Origin of the sequence: Micromonospora sp. ATA51, assembly GCF_016802855.1 — a bacterium.
In the GTDB taxonomy this organism is placed as follows: Bacteria; Actinomycetota; Actinomycetes; order Mycobacteriales; family Micromonosporaceae; genus Micromonospora; species Micromonospora sicca.
On record NZ_JAEVHJ010000458.1, the window covers coordinates 1 to 3,965 of the forward strand.

At 68.9% G+C, this 3,965-nt stretch carries 4 protein-coding genes and 1 pseudogene; all 5 read left to right on the forward strand.

From position 1 onward, the window contains the following. Nucleotides 1-649 (forward strand): annotated as a pseudogene (locus tag JNW87_RS35830) (F0F1 ATP synthase subunit beta); the annotation flags it as partial. A 214-nt stretch (nucleotides 650-863) separates the two neighbouring features. Then, on the forward strand, nucleotides 864-2,006 hold the full coding sequence (locus JNW87_RS35835; RefSeq protein ID WP_109800230.1) for an LCP family protein: 1,143 nt from the start codon (nucleotides 864-866) through the stop codon (nucleotides 2,004-2,006). A 149-nt stretch (nucleotides 2,007-2,155) separates the two neighbouring features. Beyond that, on the forward strand, nucleotides 2,156-2,434 hold the full coding sequence (locus tag JNW87_RS35840) for a F0F1 ATP synthase subunit epsilon (RefSeq protein ID WP_089012816.1): 279 nt from the start codon (nucleotides 2,156-2,158) through the stop codon (nucleotides 2,432-2,434). A gap of 12 nt (nucleotides 2,435-2,446) precedes the next feature. Continuing rightward, entirely contained in the window at nucleotides 2,447-2,902 is a 456-nt protein-coding gene (locus tag JNW87_RS35845; RefSeq protein ID WP_109800229.1) for a DUF2550 domain-containing protein, read from the forward strand. 518 nt (nucleotides 2,903-3,420) lie between these two features. Beyond that, nucleotides 3,421-3,965: hypothetical protein (locus tag JNW87_RS35850; protein ID WP_238455225.1), on the forward strand; the 545-nt coding region annotated here is incomplete at its 3' end.

Here is a 3,965-nt window from a genome sequence, read left to right on the forward strand (position 1 = left end):
CACCCAGGCGGGTTCCGAGGTCTCCACGCTGCTCGGCCGCATGCCGAGCGCCGTGGGTTACCAGCCGACCCTGGCCGACGAGATGGGCGAGCTCCAGGAGCGGATCACCTCCGTCCGGGGCCAGGCCATCACCTCGATGCAGGCGATCTACGTGCCCGCCGACGACTACACCGACCCGGCGCCGGCCACCACGTTCGCCCACCTGGACGCGACCACCAACCTGGAGCGGTCGATCTCCGACAAGGGCATCTACCCGGCCGTGGACCCGCTGGCGTCCTCGTCCCGGATCCTCGCCGCGGAGTTCGTCGGCGCCGAGCACTTCGCGGTGGCCACCGAGGTGAAGCGGATCCTGCAGCGCTACAAGGACCTGCAGGACATCATCGCCATCCTCGGTATCGAGGAGCTCTCCGAGGAAGACAAGATCACCGTGGGCCGGGCCCGGCGGATCGAGCGCTTCCTGTCGCAGAACACCTACGCCGCCGAGCAGTTCACCGGCGTGCCGGGCTCGACGGTCCCGATCGCCGAGACCATCGAGGCGTTCAAGAAGATCAGCGAGGGCGAGTACGACCACTTCCCCGAGCAGGCGTTCTTCATGTGCGGCGGTCTTGAGGACCTCGAGGCCAAGGCCAAGGAGCTGATGGAGGGTTAGACCTCGGTCACACCCAATGGAGGCCACCCCGGCGTCAGCCGGGGTGGCCTCCTTCCGTTCGGGGCCGGTAATAGCAGATGTCCGCTTCCGGGGCAAGCGGTTCGCTGGAACGCGGGGTACCGTTCGTGGCACGACGCTCACGTTCTGGGCGTGGATCTCTGCAACGAAACAGTCCCGTGCGCCCGTCTTCCAGTCGTGGGCGTGACGATTGGAGATGCTCGTGGGTAAGGCCGGCTCGGACGGCGGCAAGCGGTCCTTCTGGCGGGGCGTGCCCCGGTGGGCCCGCGTCTGCACCGTCTTCGGCGTGGTCCTCATGATGCTCAGCGGCGCCGTGCTGGTGGGCTACGAGGCGCTGCTGTCGCGCTACGAGGGCGCGGTCGGCAGGGGCGACCTCTTCGGCGACCAGGCGGCGGGGGCCCAGGAGCGCAAGAGCAACATCAAGGGCCCACTGAACATCCTTCTGGTGGGCATCGACCCCCGCAACCCGGAGACGCCGCCGCTGGCCGACTCGATCATGATCCTGCACGTACCGGCCGGGATGGACCGGGGCTACCTCTTCTCGCTGCCCCGGGACCTGCGGGTGGACATCCCCGCGTTCCCCAAGGCGAACTTCGCCGGGAAGACCGACAAGCTGAACGCCGCCATGTCGTTCGGCAGCCGGGTCCCGGGCCAGAACCCGGACGCCGCGCGCGGCTTCGAGCTGCTCGCAACGACCGTGCAGCAGGTCACCGGGATCGAGCGCTTCGACGCCGGCGCGATCATCAACTTCACCGGCTTCAAGAAGATCGTCGACGCGATGGGCGGCGTCGACATGTACATCGAGCGGGACGTGAAGTCCGAGCACCTGAAGCCGGACGGCAAGGCACGCCAGCTCAAGCCGGGCGGCGGGGGCTACCTCGGCCCGCAGGCCGAGTACAAGAAGGGCAACGCGCATCTCAACGGGTGGCAGGCGCTGGACTACGTCCGGCAGCGCTACCCGAAGAACGGTGTGCCGGACGCCGACTACGGCCGGCAGCGGCACCAGCAGCAGTTCATCAAGGCGATGGTCAGCCAGGCTTTCAGCGCCGACGTGGTGACCAACCCGATCAAGCTGGACCGGGTCATCCGGGCCGCCGGCCAGTCGCTCATCTTCAACGGCCGGGGCAACAGCGTGGTCGACTTCGCGCTGGCCCTGAAGAACATCCGGTCGGACTCGATCGAGACCATCAAGCTGCCCGGCGGGGGCATCGGCACCGGTTCGGCGTACAAGGGAGAACAGCTGCTGCCCGCGGCGCAGGACTTCTTCACCGCCATCCGCACCGAGCAGGTGGACGCCTTCATGCTGGAGCACCCCGAATTCAAGCAGAAGAACAGTTAACGTGAGCGCGAGCGGGCCCCGGCGCACGCCGGGGCACGCTCGCGTGGCACCGCGCGCCGCCCGTGGCGCAGCTCTCGCCACCCGCGTTGGGTGGCCCTCGGGGGCGCGACTAGACTTTCGGCAATCCGCCGCCGCAGCAAGGAGACAGCGTGGCACAGCAGCTTCACGTCGAGCTCGTAGCCGTCGAGGAGAAGGTCTGGTCCGGCGAGGCCGAGATGGTCGTCGCCCGGACGACCGAGGGTGAGCTGGGTGTGCTTCCGGGCCACGCGCCGCTGCTCGGTCAGCTCGCGGAGCCCAGCCAGGTCCGCATCAAGCAGGCCGGTGGCCAGCAGGTCGCGTACGACGTCGCCGGCGGCTTTCTCTCCGTGACCGGCGAGGGCGTCACCGTCCTCGCCGAGAGCGCCACCCCCGCCACTCCGGCCCGCTGAGCCGACCCGCCGATGGAGATCGTGGAAGGGATCGGAATCGGCGTCGCGGTCGTGCTCGCCGCGCTTCTGATCCTCTTCATCCGGCGGGCCCTGTTCACCCGTAGCGGAGGCATCATCCGGCTCAGCGTCCGGGTCTCCACCATGCTGGACGGTCGGGGCTGGTCACCCGGCTTTGGCCGGTTCGCCGGTGACCAGCTGCGGTGGTACCGGATGTTCAGCTTCGCGTTGCGCCCCAAGCGGGTGCTCTCCCGCAAAGGGCTGGCCGTGGAACGTCGCCGGCTCCCGGAGGGGCAGGAACGCCTCTCCATGCCCGCCGACTGGGTGATCCTCCGCTGTACCAGCAACCATGCGCCGGTGGAGATCGCAATGGCACGGTCCACGGTCACCGGCTTCCTCTCCTGGCTCGAGGCCGCCCCACCCGGGGCGGTCTCGCCGCGTCTGGCCTCCCAGGACTGGCCCGCCGCCTGACAGCTTCTCTCCGGTCCGCCCGTGAGTGCCGGGTCGGGCGTGTGACGTTTCCCGGTACGAGGTTTCGCCGGCAGCCGGGCGGCTCGTGCGCTGTGCGCGTGATCGACTCGGTGTCGGCGATGTGGCGGTGTCCGGTGGGCGCGGATACCGCCGGTTCGGCGATCTGGTGTCGCTTGTCCGTTCCTGGCCGCCTTCGTCGGAGGCTGTCTGGGCGGGATGTCCGGTTTCGGGGTGTGACCGGCGGCATCCTCAGCCGGAATCGTGGCTGGCCCGGGGTCGTTATACATCGCGTACGACCGAGTACCTGGCCCGCTCGACCGGGTCGGATGGTCGGGCCCCCGGGAATGATGGCGGGCCGGCGGTCGTTACACATGGTCCCGGCGCCGCGAAGAGGCCCCCGCCCCGCGGCTGGCACCGGGCAGAGACTTTCCCCCTTGCACTCTTTTTGAGCGCCTGACGGTGCTTGCGCACGTCCCGGCCCCCACCGGGTGTGCGCCAACCCCCCAAGGAGCTTTGTCATGAACACGATGCTGCGTAAGAGCGTTCTCGGTATTGCTGGTCTGGCTTTCACCGGTGGTGTGTTCGCCGGTCCGATCGCCGCGCACGCCGACACCGGCCCCGTCACCGCCAAGCCCGCCGCCGTGGCGGTGCAGGCCGACAAGCCGGACAGCTCGAACCTGATTCCGCATGGTGTGCAGGGCGCCCAGTCGCACATTGACCTGAACGACGAGCAGACCGCCAACGCGGAGGCGATCATCGCCGCGACGAAGAAGGTCGGTCTGCCGGAGCGGGCCGCGGTCATCTCGATCGCCACGTCGCTGCAGGAGTCGAAGCTGGAGAACCTGGGTCACCTGGGTGACCGCAACGACCACGACTCGCTGGGCCTGTTCCAGCAGCGCCCGTCGAGTGGTTGGGGTTCGCCGGAGCAGATCACCGATCCCGAGTACGCGACCCTGGCGTTCGAGAAGGGTCTGAAGCAGGTCGACGGGTGGCAGGACATGCCGCTGACCGAGGCCGCCCAGACGGTGCAGGTGTCGGCCTACCCGGACGCCTACGCCCAGTG